Annotated in this window: 11 protein-coding genes; 9 read left to right on the top strand and 2 right to left on the bottom strand. The window is 38.3% G+C overall.

From position 1 onward, the window contains the following. Positions 1 to 52 precede the first annotated feature (52 nt). The 7 genes from C8N46_RS15905 to C8N46_RS15875 all read left to right on the top strand — a co-directional run bounded on the left by C8N46_RS15905 (position 53) and on the right by C8N46_RS15875 (position 9,348). Complete coding sequence (locus tag C8N46_RS15905) at positions 53 to 4,387, top strand: CusA/CzcA family heavy metal efflux RND transporter (RefSeq protein WP_108115913.1); 4,335 nt, start codon at positions 53 to 55, stop codon at positions 4,385 to 4,387. Between the two features lie 10 nt (positions 4,388 to 4,397). After that, positions 4,398 to 5,537 (top strand): efflux RND transporter periplasmic adaptor subunit, encoded by a 1,140-nt coding sequence (locus C8N46_RS15900; protein WP_108115912.1) that lies wholly within the window; start codon positions 4,398 to 4,400, stop codon positions 5,535 to 5,537. Between the two features lie 19 nt (positions 5,538 to 5,556). Next, positions 5,557 to 6,267, top strand: coding sequence for a Crp/Fnr family transcriptional regulator (locus tag C8N46_RS15895; RefSeq protein WP_108115911.1), 711 nt, complete (start codon positions 5,557 to 5,559; stop codon positions 6,265 to 6,267). An 80-nt stretch (positions 6,268 to 6,347) separates the two neighbouring features. Further along, positions 6,348 to 6,791, top strand: a complete 444-nt coding sequence (locus C8N46_RS15890; RefSeq protein WP_108115910.1) for a thioredoxin family protein — start codon at positions 6,348 to 6,350, stop codon at positions 6,789 to 6,791. Between the two features lie 10 nt (positions 6,792 to 6,801). Beyond that, a complete protein-coding gene (locus C8N46_RS15885) occupies positions 6,802 to 7,791 on the top strand; it encodes an FAD:protein FMN transferase (RefSeq protein WP_245896900.1) in 990 nt (329 codons plus the stop codon). A gap of 6 nt (positions 7,792 to 7,797) precedes the next feature. Continuing rightward, a complete protein-coding gene (locus C8N46_RS15880; RefSeq protein ID WP_108115909.1) occupies positions 7,798 to 8,013 on the top strand; it encodes a DUF4266 domain-containing protein in 216 nt (71 codons plus the stop codon). A 42-nt stretch (positions 8,014 to 8,055) separates the two neighbouring features. Beyond that, entirely contained in the window at positions 8,056 to 9,348 is a 1,293-nt protein-coding gene (locus tag C8N46_RS15875; protein WP_108115908.1) for a DUF3570 domain-containing protein, read from the top strand. Between the two features lie 131 nt (positions 9,349 to 9,479). Here C8N46_RS15875 and C8N46_RS15870 read toward each other — a convergent pair whose 3' ends face one another. After that, positions 9,480 to 11,705: a beta-N-acetylhexosaminidase gene (locus C8N46_RS15870; RefSeq protein ID WP_245896899.1), complete on the bottom strand. Its 2,226-nt coding sequence runs from the start codon at positions 11,703 to 11,705 to the stop codon at positions 9,480 to 9,482. A 111-nt stretch (positions 11,706 to 11,816) separates the two neighbouring features. Between C8N46_RS15870 and C8N46_RS15865 the strand changes: the two genes are divergently transcribed. Then, on the top strand, positions 11,817 to 14,744 hold the full coding sequence (locus C8N46_RS15865; RefSeq protein ID WP_108115906.1) for a GH92 family glycosyl hydrolase: 2,928 nt from the start codon (positions 11,817 to 11,819) through the stop codon (positions 14,742 to 14,744). Positions 14,745 to 14,820: 76 nt separating this feature from the next. Here C8N46_RS15865 and C8N46_RS15860 read toward each other — a convergent pair whose 3' ends face one another. Further along, a complete protein-coding gene (locus C8N46_RS15860; protein WP_108115905.1) occupies positions 14,821 to 16,221 on the bottom strand; it encodes a hypothetical protein in 1,401 nt (466 codons plus the stop codon). A 331-nt stretch (positions 16,222 to 16,552) separates the two neighbouring features. Between C8N46_RS15860 and C8N46_RS15855 the strand changes: the two genes are divergently transcribed. Then, positions 16,553 to 17,566 carry a N(4)-(beta-N-acetylglucosaminyl)-L-asparaginase gene (locus tag C8N46_RS15855; RefSeq protein ID WP_108115904.1) on the top strand — a complete coding sequence of 338 codons (1,014 nt, stop codon included), beginning with the start codon at positions 16,553 to 16,555 and terminating at the stop codon, positions 17,564 to 17,566. Positions 17,567 to 17,664 lie beyond the last annotated feature (98 nt).

Raw genomic sequence — 17,664 nt, 5'->3', positions numbered from 1 at the left:
TAGTTCTTCAAAAATCATTGAAGAATATTCACTATGATTATTTTATGAACACATGTTATCACATATTATCAATTTTAGCTTAAAGAACAAGTTTGTTGTTCTTCTATTTACAATCTTTATTATAGGTTTTGGATTGTATTCATTATCTCAAATACCTATTGGAGCTGTTCCTGATGTTACAAACAATCAGGTGCAAGTCATCACCACTTCACGAAACCTATCTACACAAGATATTGAACAATTTATCACCTATCCTGTGGAGTTGGAAATGGCAAACTTGCCAGGCGTGAAAGAAATTCGCTCCGTTTCAAAATTTGGACTTTCAGTCGTAACCATTGTTTTTGATGACGATATGGGAACGTATCTGCCACGTCAACTCATTGCAGAAAAAATAAAATCAGCTTCTGAAAAAATTCCAAAAGGGTTCGGAACGCCCGAAATGGGACCGATTACCACAGGTTTGGGAGAAATTTATCAATACATTCTCGATGTAAAACCGGCATACAAAGACAAATACTCTGCACGCGAATTACGAACCATTCAAGACTGGATTGTAAAACGACAACTTTCAGGAATTCCTGGCGTAGTTGAGGTAAATACGTGGGGCGGATTTTTAAAACAATACGAAGTTGCTATCAACACCGAAAAACTCAATGCGATGAATATTACAGCGCAGGAAGTTTTTACCGCGTTGGAAAAAAACAATAGTGTGGCGGGCGGCGGATACATCGAAAAAGTAAATCAAGCATATTTTATTCGTGGCGAGGGTTTGCTAGAAACGTTGGACGATATAAAAAATGTGGTCGTTTCCAACAAAGAAGGAATTCCAATTTATGTAAAAGATGTAGCAAATGTGGGCTTCGGAAATGCGATGCGTTTTGGCGCCATTACAGGAAATGGCGAAGGCGAGAAGGTACTCGGACAAGTAATGATGCTGAAAGATGCCAACTCCAAAAAAGTAATAGAAGCTGTAAAAGAACGCGTGGCTTCCATTGCCAAATCGCTTCCTGAAGGAGTCTATATCAATGCGTTTTTAGACCGAAGCGAGCTGATTGCAAAAACCACTTTCACCGTTACGGAAAACCTGCTACTAGGTTGTTTAATCGTGATTTTTATCGTGGTTCTTCTTCTTGGAAATCTGCGTTCAGGATTGGTCGTAGCATCTGTCATTCCGCTGTGTTTGCTCTTTGCGTTATCGCTGATGTATATATTTGGTGTCGATGCCAATTTGATGAGTTTAGGAGCGATTGACTTCGGAATTATCATTGATGGCGCGGTAATTATTGTCGAATTCATTGCGTTTCAGATTACACAAAAACGAGAAGAAATTCAGAATTTATCAAAAACAGCACAACAAGACTTAAAAGACAAAATCACATTCAAAGGTGCTTCCACCATGATGAACTCTGCCATTTTTGGGCAACTCATCATTCTCATTGTTTTTATTCCCATATTGTCATTAAGTGGTGTAGAAGGAAAAATGTTCAAACCAATGGCGTTAACGTTCAGTTTTGCGCTCATTGGCGCGATGATTTTCTGTTTTACCTATGTTCCTGTGGTAGCTTCCTTATTTTTAAAACCATCCAAAACTACAGACAAAAATATTTCTGTTCGTTTAATGAAATGGATTCACAAACGATACGAACCTGTCATCAATTTCGCGTTGCGAAGTAAAAAACTCATCTTGGCAATCGCTGTAATTTTATTGGTGATTTCTGGCTATTTATACAGCATCATGGGCGGCGAATTTGTGCCAACGCTTGATGAAGGAGATTTTGTAATTCAACCAGTACTGAAAACAGGAACGACGTTAAAAAACACGGTTGAAATCACGACGAAAATTGAAAACATCCTATTAAAACAATTTCCAGAAGTAAAACAAGTCGTAACGCGAATTGGTGCGGCAGAAGTGCCAACCGATCCAATGTCCATGGAGGAAAGCGATGTCATCATTGTGCTAAAACCAAAAAGTGAATGGACATCTGCGGATTCTAAAGATGAATTGGCAGATAAATTCAAAGAAGCGTTGGCAGTAATTTCAGGTATGGAAGTAGAATTTACACAACCTATTGAAATGCGCTTTAACGAATTAATTACAGGCGTTCGTGCCGATATTGCTATCAAGATTTTTGGGGAAGATTTGGACATTTTAGCCAAAAAAGGAAATGAAATTGGCAAGTTGATTCAAAACGTTCCAGGCGCGGCAGATATTTCTGTGGAAAAAATTGCAGGTTTGCCTGAAATGAACGTCAAATACAATCGCGCACAAATTGCGCGTTTCGGACTCAATGTTCAAGACTTAAACGAAATGATTTCGATGGGATTTGCTGGAAAAACGGTTGGAAATGTTTTTGAAGGTGAAAAACGCTTCGATTTAGTCGTTCGATTAGATGCAGACAAACGTCAAGACATTGAAAATCTTCAAAACTTATACATAGATGTTCCTACTGGCGGAAAAGTACCTTTGCGGGAATTGGCAACAATTAGCTACCAAAAAGGAGCTGCCAAAATATCTCGTGATGATACGCGCAGACGAATCGTAGTGGGAATCAACGTGCGAAATCGCGATTTGCAATCGGTGGTAGACGATATTCAAAAATTGATTAATGACAATATCAAACTGCCTGTGGGCTATTCCATTACCTATGGCGGACAATTTGAAAACTTACAAAGTGCCAAATCACGCTTATTAATCGCCGTTCCAATTGCCTTACTTTTAATATTTGTACTGCTGTATTTCGCTTTCAAATCGGTAAAAGAAGCCTTACTCATTTATTCTGCCATTCCGCTTGCGGCTGTTGGTGGTGTGTTATTGCTTTGGCTGCGCGATTTGCCATTCAGTATTTCGGCAGGAGTAGGATTTATTGCGCTCTTCGGAATTGCCGTTCTTAACGGAATTGTATTGATAGAACATTTTAAAGAATTAAAAAATAAAGACTTTGACACGATGGAATCATTGATAAAACAAGGAACAAAAGACCGATTACGAGCGGTTTTATTGACAGCTTCTGCAGCAGCCTTAGGGTTTTTACCAATGGCAATTTCAACCAATGCAGGCGCGGAAGTACAACGTCCGTTAGCAACTGTCGTAATTGGCGGATTGGTCACGGCAACCTTATTGACATTGGTTGTATTGCCTGTATTGTATGCGATGTTTCATCGTTCTCCAACCAAATCAAAACCTAAAAAAATGACCTCGAAAAAAGGAATCAGTATTGTATTACTGTTATGTACAATGAGTGTTTTTAGTCAAGAAACCAAAGAAGTCACGCTGAATGATTTAATTCTTTTGGCGAAAGAAAACAACGCAGGATTGAAAGCAAATTCATTAGCCATCCAACAGGCAGAAACCAATGTAAAAACAGCGTTTTCATTTGATAAAACCTTGGTGTATTATTCCTTAGATCAAAACAATTTAGCGGCAAATAACAAACCGTTGCGTGTGTTTGGAGTACAACAAGATTTTCTATTTCCAACAGTGTATTTCTCAGAAAAGAAAGTGCAACAAGCACAGCAAGCGTTGACATCAAGTCAATTTTCAGTAGAAGAAAAAGCATTGACGCGAAATGTAACGGCTAGTTTTTACAGTTATCAAATCGCGAAGGAAAAAGCAACGTTGTATAAAACTTTAGATAGTCTGTACACAGATTTTGCTAAAATTGCCGCAAGACGTTTTGAATTGGGCGAAACCAAATATTTGGAGAAAATTACAGCAGCTTCCAAGCAAAAAAGAATTCATCTCGCGTATGCGGAAGCCTTGAAAAATGCACAACAAGCGTATGAAAACGTGATGAAATTTGTGCAAATAGACGACAGTGTATACATTAAAAAAATTGCGTTGCTAAAAGTGCCGCGAACGTCGATTTCAATTACGGAAACTGCTGAAATTGCCTATTACAAACAAAAAGTCTCGTTGTCAGAAGCCACACGAAAATTGGAGAAACAAAAATTATTACCAGATATTTCCGTGACGTACTTTCAAGGTTCCAATCCACAATTGAACGACAATTTGTACGGCTATCAATTCGGATTAAAAATTCCTTTGTTGTTTGGCGGACAATCTGCCAAAATCAAAGCGGCTCGTATTGCAGAAGAAATCGCCAAAGAAGAATCGATTGAATACGAAACGCAGTTAAAAGCAAAACACAAAACCTTGGAATTACAATTGACACAACTCGAAAAAAGTCTGACCTATTTTGAACAAGAAGGCGCCAATCTTTCGGACGAAATTCTCAAAACTGCCAACGGAAGTTTCAAAAATGGGGAAATTGACTTTTACCAATACATTCAAAGTTTGGAAAGTGCTTACGAGGTCAAATTGGATTATTTGGACAAACTCGCACAGTACAATGAAACCGTTATTACGCTTAATTATCTAACTCTTTAAACACCACGTTATGCAACGTATATTATATAAAATCACACTTTTAGGTCTTTTGTTTTCGTTTTACAGCTGTGGCACGAAGGAAAATGAAAACGCAGTCGTTCCATCAACTGAAAATTCAGAAGAAACGATTCAAATTACACAAATACAATTTGAGCAAAACAACATGCAATTAGGTTCGCTGCAAGAGCAATCGTTCCCCAGCAAAATTCACGTAAGTGGAATGATTGACGTTCCGCCAGAAAACAAAGCGGTTGTCAATGCCACGATGGGCGGTTACATAAAAAAGTTGCCGTATTTGGAAGGTGATGTCATTAAAAAAGGACAGTTATTAGTAACCATTGAAAATCCTGAATTTGTCAGCTTACAGCAAGCATATTCAGAAATACATGAGCGACTCACTTTTTTGAAAGCAGAATACGAGCGACAACAAACCATGCTTAGAGAAAATATAACCTCGCAAAAAAGTTTCTTAAAAGCGGAAAGCGATTACAAAACGGCGGTTGCAACCTATAACGGATTGCGCGCGCAATTGAAAATATTGAATATTTCTCCAAGTGCGGTCGAAAAAGGAATCATTACTTCAAGTGCGCCCATTTATGCGCCCATTTCTGGAAGCATCACCAAAGTAAACGTGACGAAAGGCGCCTACATTTCTCCTGCAAATCCTATTGTAGAAATCATCGACAACAGCCACATTCACCTAGAACTTTCGGTATTTGAGAAAGACATTTTAAAAGTAAAAAAGGAGCAACTGATTGAATTTTCAATCTCGGAAACAACTTCGGAAACATTTCAGGCAAACGTACATTTGGTAGGCACTTCCATTGAACCCAACAGAACCATTAAAGTTCACGGACATATTGAAGACGAAGCTGAATATCATTTTTTAACAGGCATGTTTGTGGAAGCAGACATTATCACGGACACTTTTACGGCTTTGGCATTGCCCAATGAAGCCATTGTAACGATTGATGATATGGCGTATGTGTTGTTATTGTTAAAGAAAGAAGGAAATACATATCACTTCGCACAGCAAAAAATAGACGTCGGAGCGCGTTACAGTACGCATACCATTATCAAAAATGCAGCACGTTTTGATGCAGGAACTCAGTTTTTAACCAAAGGCGCTTTTAATCTCATGGGCGAATAATTCTAAAAGAAAACTCATTATGGATCCGAATCTATTTCCATACACAACCTACAAATTCAATAACGAAGAATTGTTGAGTCATCTTCCTGAAAACGTATTGGCTATCATCAATGCTCGGCGAAAAAAACTAGCCTTTAAAGCAGGTGAATTTATTTTTGAGGAAGGAAACTTGCCCGAAGGAATCTATCGGGTAAAAAAAGGAAAGGTAAAAAAGCTGACAACCACCAATTTTGGAACACAGCATATTTTTTATCTCTGTAAAGAACGGGAATATCTTGGGTATCACGCGTTGTTGAGTGAAGAATTATACGCAGATGCTGCCATGGCTTTGGTAGATTGTGAACTAGAATTCATTCCGAAAGAAGACTTTTTAGCAGCTATAGAAGTCTCTCACGAATTATCACAGCGTTTGTTGCGAAGTTTAAGTCACGAATTTGGCGTGTTTATCAACGCTACAAAACTATTGGCAAAACATACGGTTAGAGAACGTGCAGCGTTGAACTTATTAATTCTGGAAAGTAAATTTAAAGAAGAAGGCGTCGAAGAAACCGCCATAAACATGAGTAGAGACGATTTGGCAAGCATGGTAGGAACGGCAAAAGAATCGCTTGTTCGAATGCTAAAAGACTTTAAAGAAGAACAATTAATCACGACACATAGAAGAAATATTTTTATCAAAAATCATCAAGGATTGCTCAAAATTTCTAATAGCGTAGCTCATCAAAAGTAGCTTGCGAAAGTTGATAAATATCAATGTAATTTCAAGGAAACAATTGCGTTCTAACTATGTAAATAAGCATACATTTATATATGAGAAAAATTCTAGTACTTACAATAGCATTCTTCGCGATTAGCGTAACAGTAAACGCACAAGAATGGAACACCAACTTTAAAGAAGCCCAAGCGCAAGCAAGTAACGAACACAAAAACATTCTCTTAGTTTTTTCAGGTTCTGATTGGTGTGCGCCGTGTATCAAGTTGGAAAAATCGATTTTTCAATCGGAAGCATTTAAAACATTTGCTGCAGACAATTACATATTGGTGCGTGCAGATTTCCCCAAAAGGAAGAAAAATAAATTATCTCAAGCACAACAAGAACAAAACAATCAATTGGCAGCTACGTATAACTCAAACGGATATTTTCCTTTGGTCGTTTTGCTAGATGAAAAAGGAACAGTAGTAGGAAAAACAGGCTATAAAAATACAACACCAAAAGCGTATATCGAATTGTTGCAATCTTTTGAAAAAAACTAAATAGAACATAGTGAAACACTTATTTGCCATCATATTTACCGTATTCGCAGTTGTGGTAAACGCACAAGAAACACACAAGCGAACACTCAAATTAATGGGTTCACGTTTTGACATTACGGTGGTGGCAAAAAATAAAGCGGAAGCAGAAACGTATATTGATCTCGCTGTGGCGGAAATCACTCGGATTGAAAAACTCATCTCTTCTTGGGATGAACATTCACAAACGTCCAACATCAACAAAAATGCAGGAATAAAGCCTGTAAAAGTTGCAAAAGAACTCTACGATTTGATAGAACGTGCCCTGCATATCTCAAAAGTAACCGATGGCGCTTTTGACATCAGTTACGCATCTATGGATCGTATTTGGAAATTTGATGGAAGCGTAACCGAAATGCCCGAAGCAGCAGCCATTAAAGCATCTGTAGCAAAAGTAGGCTATCAAAATATCATACTAAATAAAGAAGCACAAACTGTTTTTCTAAAACTAAAAGGAATGAAAATTGGCTTTGGCGCTATCGGAAAAGGCTATGCGGCAGACAAAGCAAAGCAATTACTCAAAGCAAAAGGAGTCAAAGCCGGAATCATCAATGCTTCAGGCGATATGAATACGTGGGGAACTCAAACCAATGGTGACGATTGGAAAGTTGGAATCACGAATCCGATGAACAAAAACAAGGTATTTGCATTGCTGCCCATTTCGGAAAAAGCGGTCGTAACATCTGGAAACTATGAAAAATTCATCCTCTTAAACGGAAAACGATATTCACACATTATTGATCCTCGCACAGGATATCCCAGTAGCGGAATCGTCAGTGTAAGTGTATTTGCGCCCAGCGCAGAATTGGCAGACGCGTTAGCCACTTCGATATTTGTCATGGGAAAAGATGTTGGTTTAGACTTTATAAGTCAACTCAAAGGCATTGAATGCATTATTGTAGATGACAAAGGAAACATCGCACATTCAAAAAATATAACCATTCAAAATACAGTAAAAAACTAATACAATATGAACTATAAAAACATAATCCTCCTCGGATGCTGTATTGCTTCGCTAACTTCCTGTGTCGCAGTCAAAGAATTCGAAAAAGTAAACCTGAACGATCCTGATATGAAATTATCGGCAAACTCAATTGAACGATTCGAAACAAACTTTCAAGTATATCGCGAAGCAGCTTCGGGCGCTAATGGTGGAAAAACAGGCGGCGGTTGTGGATGCAATTAATCCATCTTCTCAAAAAATCACATCAACTACGAATTGAACCAAATGAAAAATAGAGTAGCATATCTCGTATGGTTAGTGTTGGGCGTTACAGTATCGCAAGCACAAGAAATACAAAACGACACCATATCGTACAAAAAACGAGTATTAGAAACGACCGAAGTAGACTTTCTCATGAGTTACTATGCGCAAGATGGTACCCATGCTGCAGTTACGGGCGGAACAGGAACAGAAGAACTCACAGACATTACACCGACATTTGTAGTAGCAGTGCCGCTAAATGATGACGATGTTTTGACGGTAGATGCTGGAATTTCTGCCTATACATCCGCGTCTTCCAGTAATATTGATCCTTTTGACAGTGACAATCCTGCTGATGCGTTTCAAGCGTCTTCTGGTGCTTCTCAAAGTGATACTTGGGCAAACCTCAATATCAACTATGCGCATTCTTCCGATGATCGAAACACCATTTGGAGCGGACATCTCAATGTGGCTTCAGAATATGATTACTTTTCTCTTGGTTTTGGAGGAAGTTACACGCGACTTTTCAATCAAAAAAACACAGAATTAGCCATAAAAGCCAATGTCTATCTCGACACATGGAATCCGCAATATCCTATAGAATTCCGAGAAGGTTTTTCCAGACCTGACATTGTGGGAACGGGAACGTATTCAAATTCATTTACGGAATTTCAAGATGAGGGAAGAAACACATACTCACTATCGCTTAGTTTTTCGCAAATTCTGAGCAAAAATACACAAGCTTCATTATTTCTAGATTTGGTACAACAAGATGGATTGTTATCTACACCACATCAACGCGTTTACTTTGCAGATGTGAATGATTTCTTTGTGCAAAACTTCCAACTAGCGGACGATGTTGAAAAATTGCCTGACACACGTTTCAAAATACCTTTTGGTGCACGATTCAATTACTACATAAATGAAAGCGTATCACTGCGAACTTATTATCGTTATTACTTTGACGATTGGGGAATCAATGCGCATACGGCAAGTATCGAAATTCCAATAAAATTATCGGCAGGAAAATTTACACTTTATCCAACATACCGATACTACACGCAAACAGCAGCCGATTACTTTGCGCCTTTTGAAACGCATCTCTCTACGTCGGAATTTTACACTTCCGATTACGATTTGTCAAAATTTGACAGTCATCAATACGGACTAGGATTCAAATATTACGACATTTTTACAAAACTAAAACTCTTTAATTTCGGATTAAAAACGCTAGATGTTCGTTACAATCATTACACACGAAGCGATGGACTTTCCGCAAACATTATCTCAGCAGGATTTAAGTTCGTTATGGACTAAACAAATGTCCAATTGTGAACCCGAATGCAATATTTAATGTAAGATTCAAGAGCCTAGAATCAGGAGTCAGGATTCAGGACGAATTGACAAATTAATAAATCGACAAAAAACAAAAAACAAACACACAGCAACTATCGAACAATAATCTCATCCAAAAACGTCCATGCTTTATTTCCAGCACCTTGTCTGCCTTCGGGAATGGTTCCGTAGTTTGGAATAAAAATTTCAATATATTTTGTTGTGATGCCGTTTAGTTGAAACGTATGCGGAATCAATGTGCTGTCTTTTTGTTGAAGTTGATTGATTTGATGCAGCGTTCTGTCATCTTCTGCATTTACATAGCTAATCCCGATTTCTTTTGGTGCATAAATCCACTGTCCATTGGCGTTGTAAAAACGTGTAGAAATCGTGTTGATTTCTGTTGGGTTGTCAAATTCAATAATAATCGTGACGTCTTTTCCCAAAAAGCCCAACCATTCTTTGTCGCCATAGCGTGTGTCACTTCCCGAAATTCCGTTAATTAATCCTTCTTTTCCACTTCCAGCGTAAGCTTTACTTGGTTTTGGTTGAAGTGAAATCGTAGCACCTACAGCTTTATGACTGTTAAATGTCAACGTAAAATCACGTCCTAACTTTTCTTTTTCATCAAACACTGCAGCTTTTAAAATGGTAGATTTTTCAATAGGAATTGGTTGTGTATAGATGGATGAACTTATTATTGGCGACGTTTCATCAGTAGTGTAACGAATGGTTTTATCGCGAATGATGGTTTGCAAATCAAACACCATTTGCTGGTCTTTTTTCACAATTTCTCCTTCAATCTCATACAAATGATTGGCATAATTTACGTTTTGCGCGTCCAAACGCTTGTGAAAGTGCGACAAACGGTACGCAAAATCCTGATAATCTCGTTTAAACGGATTTGACCACGTGACTTCTGCCATCGCAATCGCTCTCGGAAACGCCATATATTCTACATGTTCAGGCGAAGTAATATATTCCGTCCACACATTTCCTTGCGCGCCTAGTACATATTTTTCTTGTGCTTTGGTTAATTCTTTCGGAATCGGGTTGAAACTATACACTTTTTCCAACGGCAAATAACCACCAATCGCCAGAGGTTCGTTAGCGTTATCCGATTGATAATAATCAAAATAGCAATGCGAAGTTGGTGTCAAAATCACGTTATGTCCTGACTTTGCCGCTTCTACCGCACCGTTAACGCCGCGCCACGACATCACGGTAGCATTGGGCGCCAATCCGCCTTCCAAAATTTCATCCCAACCTATAATTTCTTTACCCTTACTGTTGATGTATTTCTCCATACGCGCAATAAAATAACTCTGCAAACCATGTTCGTCTTCAAGATTTTCTTTTTGGATGAGTTCTTGACAATGCTCACAAGCTTTCCATCGAGTTTTCGGTGCTTCATCACCGCCAATATGAATGTATTTTCCAGGAAATAATGGCATCACTTCATCCAACACATTTTCTAAAAATGTAAACGTTTCTTCGGTTGGACAATAAATGTCCTCAAAAACGCCCCATTTTGTGGCAACATTGATGTTTTTGCGGGTACAACCCAATTCCGGATACGCCGCAATTGCCGCTTGTGCATGTCCGGGCATTTCAATTTCGGGAATGACTGTAATATAACGTTCAGCTGCGTATTGTACAATATCTTTGACTTCTTCCTGTGTATAGAATCCGCCATATTTTTTGCCGTCAAATTGTTGTGGAAAATCGTTGTAATGCCCAATCAACGTTTCCTCGCGAAACGCCGCAACTTCTTGTAGTTTTGGATATTTCTTGATTTCAATACGCCAACCTTGGTCGTCGGTCAAATGCCAATGAAACGTATTCATCTTCAGCTGCGAAAGCAAATCAATATACTTTTTGATAAAAGCTACCGAAAAGAAATGGCGTGATACATCCAAGTGCATGCCGCGATACACAAAACGAGGCGCATCTTTAATAACAGCATTCTGTAACGAAATTTCAGAATTCAATAACATGCTGTTCTCCATAGAAGGCGGAAAAAACTGTCGCAAGGTCTGAAATGCATAAAAAGCACCTTTCTTGGTTTTCGCTTTGATAGTGATGGAAGACGAATCAATAATCAATTCATAGCCTTCGTCGTTTTCAATTTGTGTATCACGTATAAAATTAATTGTTTTTGTACTTGATTTGTCGCGTAGTTTCAGGCTGTAGCCTAATTTTTCTTTGAGATATTTGTTGAAAAATTCCGCCACAGCGACCAAATCTTCGTCTGCGTGAAGCGAAACCTTGTTATCCAACACAAAAACACCTTCATTCATTGAAAATTCGTTCGGAATTGGGATAATATGCGGTCTCACGGGTGGTTGAGGTTTTGAGCAACTGATTAGACAAAGGAAAATTATGATTTTGAAAAAAAAAGTACTTCTCATTTTAGTATATTAGTTGCCATAAATTTAGGAATCTATTTAATGAAACTTCAACACAACGCCCTTTTTATTGTCATTTTGCTACTTTTTAGCTGTAAGAATGATGAAAAAATACCAATCGCACAAAAAGATACGGCACTTATCAACTACATAAATCCGTTTATCGGAACGGGCGGACACGGACATACCTATCCTGGCGCCACCATGCCTTTCGGGATGATGCAACTCAGTCCAGACACACGTTTAGACGGTTGGGATGGCTGTTCGGGTTATCATTATTCAGACGAATATATCTACGGTTTTTCGCATACGCATTTAAGCGGAACTGGCGTTTCAGACTATGGTGATATTTTATTGATGCCTACCAATGAAGTGAATTTTAATAATGGTTCAAATGGGGAAAAAGGCTATCGCGCGCATTTTTCTCATGATAATGAAATTGCGGAAGCGGGTTATTACAAAGTACATTTAGACAGCACCAATATTGATGTGGAATTGACGGTTTCTGAACGAAGCGGCATGCACAAATACACATTTCCTTCGGCAGAAAATCAAGTCGTGATGCTCGATTTGGAACATCGAGATAAATTATTATCGGGTGAAATCAATGTTATTTCTGCGACAGAAATCTCAGGACATCGTCATTCTGAAGCTTGGGCAACGAATCAGAAGTTGTTTTACCATATCAAATTTTCGCATCCGCTAAAAAACAATACACTGACACAAAATGAAGCCCAAACGATTGCAGGATTGGAAATTGATAATCCAAACAACGAACCTGTTTATATAAAAATTGGTATCTCTGCCGTAGATGTGGAAGGCGCGAAGAAAAATTTAGAGCAAGAAATAGGGCAGAAGTCGTTTGAAGAAGTTAAAAAGATAGCACAAGATGCGTGGGAACAACAGCTAGAAAAGATTGTAATTGAAAGTGATGATGCAGATTATAAAACGAATTTTTATACCGCATTATACCACACAATGATTGCGCCAAATCTCTATCAAGATGTGGACGGACGTTATCGCGATATGGATTTGGAAATTCACGAATCAAAAGAGCATACACATTACACGGTTTTTTCCTTGTGGGACACGTATCGCGCAGCACATCCGTTGTACACGATTATTGAGCAAGAACGCACGAACGATTTTATCAAAACCTTTATCAAAAAATACGAATCGGGTGGCATCATGCCGATTTGGGATTTATCAGCCAACTACACAGGTTGTATGATTGGCTATCACGCTGTTCCTGTGATTGCAGATGCGTATTTAAAAGGCATTCGCGAGTATGATGTGGAAAAAGCCTTTGAAGCGATGAAACACAGTGCTACGCGTGATAAATTAGGTTTGAAAGATTACAAAGCCTTAGGTTTTATTCCGGTAGAGAAAGAATCAGAATCGGTTTCCAAAACTTTGGAATATGCCTACGACGATTGGACGATTGCACAAATGGCAAAAGCGATGGGAAAAACAGACGATTACGAAACCTACATCAAACGCGCACAGTATTATAAAAACGTATTTGACCCTGAAACACAATTCATGCGTGGACGTTTTCGCAACACATGGTTTTCACCGTTTGATCCGTACGAAGTGAATTTTAACTATACGGAAGCGAATTCGTGGCAGTATAGTTTTTATGTGCCGCAAGATGTTTCAGGCTTTATAGATTTGTTAGGTGGGAAAGACAAGTTGGAAGCGCAATTGGACAAATTATTCACCGCAAAGCAGGAAACTTCAGGGCGTAATCAGGCAGATATTACCGGATTGATTGGGCAATATGCGCATGGTAATGAGCCGAGTCACCACATGGCCTATTTGTACAATTTCATCAACAAACCTGCAAAAACACAGGAATATGTACATCAAATATTAACCACACTTTACAAAAACGAACCTGATGGCGTTTCGGGAAATGAAGATTGTGGACAGATGAGCGCGTGGTATGTATTGAGCAGTTTAGGATTTTACTCGGTGACGCCAGGAAGCAACGAATACATCATTGGAACGCCGTTGTTTGACAAAGCAACTATCAATTTGGAAAATGGCAAGACGTTTACCATTGCAGCGAAAAATCTCTCGAAAGAGAACATGTATATCAAATCGGCGAAACTGAACGGAAAAAATTATACCAAAACATTCATTACGCATGAAGCGATTATGAACGGTGGAAGTTTGGTTTTTGAAATGACAAATACTCCAAGCGATTGGGGAACAAAAGATGCGGATATTCCTGTCACAGAAATTAAAGATCATAAAATTGTGCCGCCACCATTTATTGCGAAAGGCGATATTGCCTTTAAAGGAGAAACGGAAGTAACGCTTTCAATGCCTAACACTCCAGCAGAAATATTTTACAGTATTAACGATTCAGAATTCAAAATGTTTGAGAAGTCTATTAAAATATCAGATGCTTGTAAATTAACAGTGTATGCTACAGATGGTTATGGTAATGAAAGTCCAAAGATCACAACAGAATTCTTTAAAATCAATCCGAATTTAAAAATAAAGCTAGACACGGAATACGCCAATCAATACAATGCAGGCGGAAACAACGCGCTGATTGACGGTATTTTAGGAACGGAAGACTTCCGCACAGGAACTTGGCAAGGCTATTTTGACACGGACGTGATTGCGACGGTCGATTTGGGCAAAGTAAAGCCAATCAACACGATTCAAGTGAACTTTTTGGAAGACCAGAAAAGCTGGATTTTCCTGCCAACCGAAGTAGAATGTTATGTGAGCGACAATCCAAATCGTTTTTACAAATCCTTACCGAAACAAACATTCGATACAACTGAACCGAAAGAAGGCGCGCATATTAAAAATATAACATTTGACATGAAAGGGTACAGTGCGCGTTATGTGAAAATTGTCGCTAAAAAACTCGGCGTGTTGCCTGAATGGCATTTAGGGTATCAACATGATGGTCGCTCGTGGCTATTTGTGGACGAAATTGAAATCAAATAACACGACACATCGAGCAGCATCAAGATGAATTTATTGAAAAATACTTTCAAGTAGTTCAGGATAGCATCAAATTACATCACGCAGATTTCACAGGAGTTTCCATAAGTTTCTCCCAACTTTCTATGATTTCTTCTGGTCGTTTGATTTCCTTGATAAATTCATTCACTTTCTGCTCTCTAAATTTTTCCAAATCATTGTCAATAAAATGGTCATACTTTCCATTCTTACCATTTTTATCATCTTTTCCAATTTCTTTCGATAATCCAGCGGGTACACCGCCATCAGTGACACGAACATAATAGTTTGTAGTGGTGGCAAGTGTTTGTCCCACTACATAGCTTCTGGTGATTTGGTATTTTTGTGCTTTTATGGCTTCTTTTCTTGCCTTGAGGACAGCGTTGTATGCTTTTTTTGCATGTGCTATGAATTCTTTTGCTGTTCGCGCAAGCGTTCCCGTTTTTGATTTTCCATAGCTGGACATTTCAGGAGCGTTCCATGAACCATCAGCAGCCCTATTTAAAGGATCTACTCTTGCCATTTCTTGTATCAGACTCAATTGTATGGAAGCGCCTAGCATAAAGGTTGTAAACCCTGCTTGCATGTGATCTTTTAATTGGAGAAAACCAAGCATGCCGCCTGTTCCTGAAAGAAATGTTTGATCGTATTTTTGTAAAAGGCCAAATAAAAACTGTCGGTCTTTTTCATTATCTAAATTTCGCGCATCCAATGCTGGCTTATATTCGTTGCGTATTTTAGAGATTAAATTATTTAAAGATCCTTCAATAGAATCGATTTTACTTTTTTCAATTTCTTGCTTTACAATTTTAGTAATCTTTGCATATACTTCGTCAAAATAATCAGGAACCTGTTCAGGGAACAATTCATCCATAATAATATCTACAACTACGCCGCCAAGAGTACTTAACATACTTGAAGCGATTCCCTTGCCCATCGTTATTGCGGTACTTTTTATATCGATAGAAAGTACATTTGTGGGCACGACTGTATTAGAAAAATCTTCTTTGATTACAGTATTTGTGTTGCGTAATTGTATATTTTCCTGTTCATCAATGTACAGGTTTTTTAGAATAAAATATAAATGCGCTCTATTGGTCTCACAGAAATACACAAGCGTGCCAGCCGCATAATTTTCAAAAGCTTCTTGCAAGTATGATACGCCGTCGTTTGTAATTACTTCTTCAGGAAGCAATGGGTATGCTTCAAAAACCCTGTTTTTTAAACAAGCAATATTATCTGTAAAGTCTTTGGCACGAACGGTTTTATCTTGGGAAGCCAATACTGGAGTGGCGATGGTATCTGGAATAGCAAGGGTAATTTCTGGATATCCAGGATGGTGTTGTTGATGAATTGCATTCGTCTTAATATGATAATACGAATTAGGTATTGCAGGTTGTAATTCTCCAAAAATTAAAACAACTTCAGGGTTGATAGTGCTTAATTTTCTAGGTGTAAGCATGATTTTGTATTTTAATTATAAATAGGAACTCAAATATATTGAAAATTTTTTGCATAGTTTTTTGTAGGCATTCGTTGCTAATGAGTTTTTAAAATAAAAGTCGTGACAACGAACAACTTTTTCAAATTATTATTTTAATTTGAAACCGTAAAATAGGACATACATTTCTTGGAATGACTATGCCTTTTGGAATGGAGTAATTACGTTTAAAAACCTTAACGACGAAATTGAAATTAAATAGTATCAAAAGAAGTAAAAATACGATTGACGGTTTTTCAGATTATTCAGTTAATTTGAAATATTTGAAAAGCAGTCGTTAACAATACACAACATGAAACGAAGAAAGTTTATTCAAAATGCTGCTTTAACAGGCTTAGGACTTACAGTAGGTGCTGCTTTGACCGCTTGTGCGGATGGTAAAAAAAACAAAGAAAAAGCTGCGGCAACAAAGTTTACCTCAGATGTAAAACCGAGTACGCCTATGGTCATTGCAACGTGGAATGTGCCAAATGCAACCGCAAAGGCTTGGGAAGTGTTGCAAGCAGGGAAATCTGCCTTAGATGCGGTAGAGCAAGGTGTGATGGTGGAAGAAGCTGATGAAAAAAATCAATCGGTTGGAAAAGGTGGTTTGCCAGACAGAGACGGAAATGTAACGCTAGATGCGTGCATTATGAATAAAGACGGCGATTATGGTGCAGTGGTATGTATTGAAAACATCAAACATCCAATTTCGGTAGCGCGAAAAGTGATGGAAGATACACCACATGTACTATTAGCAGGAAACGGCGCGAAGCAATTTGCGATAGAAAGTGGTTTTACACCTGAAAATCTATTGACAGAAGCATCTAAAAAGGCTTGGGAAGACTGGAAGGTAAAGTCAGAATACAAACCGATTATCAACGTAGAAAATCACGATACGATAGGCATGTTAGCGATTGATAAAAACGGAGATATTTCAGGCGCGTGTACCACAAGCGGATTGTCCTATAAAATGCAAGGCAGAGTAGGCGATTCGGCAATTATTGGTTCAGGATTGTTTGTAGACAATGAAGTAGGAGGAGCGACGGCAACAGGAATGGGCGAAGAAGTGTTAAAAACCGTCGGAAGCTTTTTGATAGTAGAGTTGATGCGACAAGGAAAATCGCCACAAGAAGCCTGTGAAGAAGCGGTAAAACGCGTCATACAAAAAAGTCCAAATTACAAGGATTTCCAAGTCGGGTATATTGCCGTGAACAAAAAAGGAGAAACAGGCGCGTATTGTATTCACGAATGGTTCAATTACACCACTAATCAAGATGGTGAAAATGTCAATCATAAGTCAGATTTTTATGCGAAAGGGAATTAGGGAATAGAGCTTTTCTCTTATTTATTTTTTCACTAACAACCAAGTTAAAAAGTTATGAGTTATGAGTTAAGAGTTAAGAGTGACAAATAGACGAATCA

Origin of the sequence: Kordia periserrulae (assembly GCF_003054265.1) — a bacterium.
GTDB classification, from domain to species: Bacteria; Bacteroidota; Bacteroidia; order Flavobacteriales; family Flavobacteriaceae; genus Kordia; species Kordia periserrulae.
The sequence above is the reverse complement of the archived record's forward strand: the minus strand, read 5'-3'. Positions and strand labels throughout refer to the sequence as shown.